3 protein-coding genes and 1 pseudogene are annotated in these 1,980 nt (G+C 47.5%); all 4 read right to left on the reverse strand.

Going from position 1 to position 1,980, the window contains the following annotated elements:
* Positions 1–404 (reverse strand): CPBP family intramembrane metalloprotease (locus F6J99_RS44605; RefSeq protein WP_293123750.1); only part of this gene is annotated, 404 nt, incomplete at its 3' end.
* Positions 382–1,506: a DUF3326 domain-containing protein gene (locus F6J99_RS44610; RefSeq protein WP_293123753.1), complete on the reverse strand. Its 1,125-nt coding sequence runs from the start codon at positions 1,504–1,506 to the stop codon at positions 382–384. The genes F6J99_RS44610 and F6J99_RS44605, both read right to left, overlap by 23 nt.
* Positions 1,503–1,688 carry a hypothetical protein gene (locus tag F6J99_RS44615; RefSeq protein ID WP_293123757.1) on the reverse strand — a complete coding sequence of 62 codons (186 nt, stop codon included), beginning with the start codon at positions 1,686–1,688 and terminating at the stop codon, positions 1,503–1,505. Before F6J99_RS44615 ends, F6J99_RS44610 begins: the two co-directional genes overlap by 4 nt.
* 156 nt (positions 1,689–1,844) lie before the next feature.
* Positions 1,845–1,980: pseudogene (locus F6J99_RS44620) on the reverse strand (HNH endonuclease); the annotation flags it as partial.

Here is a 1,980-nt window from a genome sequence, read left to right on the forward strand (position 1 = left end):
TGCATACTGGAGGCTATGATACCGATAGCATTCAACCCTACTGCTGGCAACATGACACCCCGAAACAGTAATTCTTCACTCATACCGGGCAACAGTCCTAGCCACATTAAATCTGGTATGATTAGGGGCTTGAGAATTAACTTTAGGTATACTTCTGCACTCTGGCGATAAGCTGGCCAAAGACGATACACTAAGCCACTGGCTCCAGTAATTGCCAACCCCATGGCTAGTCCTATAACTAGGGCATTGGGGGTAAATTTGATGGGCAGGAGAGTGAGCTTGCCTAGTTGCAGCCATAGCTTGGCAAAGATGAGTAAGACTACGGCAGTTATACCCATTGCCACTAGTACTTGGATGCGGGTTAGGGGTTCAAGTTCGGGATTATCGGGAATTTGTTTTGTCACAAAAATTTAAGCGACCCAGGGATGATAGGGATGGACTCAGAGCTTTAGGACTGATCCCAGCACGATGGCTAACCAGCAAGCCTAGAGCCTCTAAATATGAGTTTACTCGTATGGCTTTAATTCCCAAAGGTTCTGGAGGTACTTCCATGGTAGTTTGGTTTTCTTCAACGGCAATGATCTGGGTTTGCAGCTGGCTAAAGCTTAACATTGCACTACCACCACAGGCGGTCGCTGGTATCACAATCGCATCTACATCATCAGCCCAGATGTCTCCCGGTTTTGAGGAAATCGTTTGAGAATCTGGATTAGCAAGGGAGGAGGGAAAATTTTTTTGGTTGAGGACAAATTGGGGAGCGCGACTCAATCCTACTAAAACACAGGGTAAGAAGGTATAGCCCAATTCTTCTGCTGCTGAACGAGGTGACAAATTAGGATCGATGGGTAAAGGCATCAATGCTGGTGCATGAGCACAGGGAATTTGAAAGGTACGAACAATCAAGTGACTGATAATGGCTTCAGCACCAGCGAGGGGGTCTACCCCTCGACCATGACGGTAATCTTGCAATGCTTCACTATCAATGTCATCGGGAAAACGCACGACTACTGCGATCGCATCTGCTCCGGCTTGCTCAATCAGGACTTGGGCTGCTCGCAATAAACTATCGGGATTTCCAATTGTTCCCCAACTCGCTCCAGATGCTGCTGTGCGCAGTTCTACATTTAAGGGAGCATCTGTGACTACGTAGTCGGTTAGATTCAGTCCTAGGGTAGCTCTGGTGGCATCTGCTGCTTGTAGGTGTCTCAACCGTAGTTCCGGTTCAATCCCCTGATCCAGCAGTAATCCCACCCGGTTCTGATGTACAGGGCGTAATCCCCAGCATCCAGCGGCAAATTTGTCAAGTCCATAGCCCTCCACATAGAAGGCGTTGGGTAAGTTCCAGTACAACTGGGCACCATTGAGCACATTGGGATGGGTGATTAAGCGATCGCTAACTTGTGCGATCGCTCTAGCTACTGGCAAGGCATCCCCGGCATAGCCACCAATTGAGGCTCCTACACCAGTAGGAATGATTAAAACAACGGTATAAGGACGTTGATTCACTGACTATTGGGTGATTTAGTCACAATAGCTTCTACCGTAGCTTTCTCCTGCTCAGGGTCTACATGGGTAACTGCCCAGCGCAGGGGTTCTCCCCGTTCTTGTAGTTCTGCTTCAATAGCTTGGTGCAGTTCCTTAGGGGACTCTTGGAGGTCAATTTCTGCAGTAATGAAATGGGTTGTCATGGTTTTCTCCCTAGTTCTAAGTTAGGATAATCCGGCTATCCTAATCTATCTAACCATCTGAGATGCGGCAAGGGGACTCCCGTTATACCCGGCAAGGGTTAGCGGGAGGGGAATTGCCGCGCTTCTAGTAAACTACCTGATAGGGTATCCTTATTTTCAATATTGATATTCATAGCCGTCAGCCTTGTGAATAGTTTTCAAGTATTTGGGATGTACGTCAAATTTTTGAGTTGGTAGTTGAAGGGTAAAGCTAGGTCTAAAGCGAATTGCAATACGTCCGACATATTGACCA

It is taken from the genome of Moorena sp. SIO4G3 (assembly GCF_010692305.1).
Taxonomy (GTDB): Bacteria; Cyanobacteriota; Cyanobacteriia; order Cyanobacteriales; family Coleofasciculaceae; genus Moorena; species Moorena producens_A.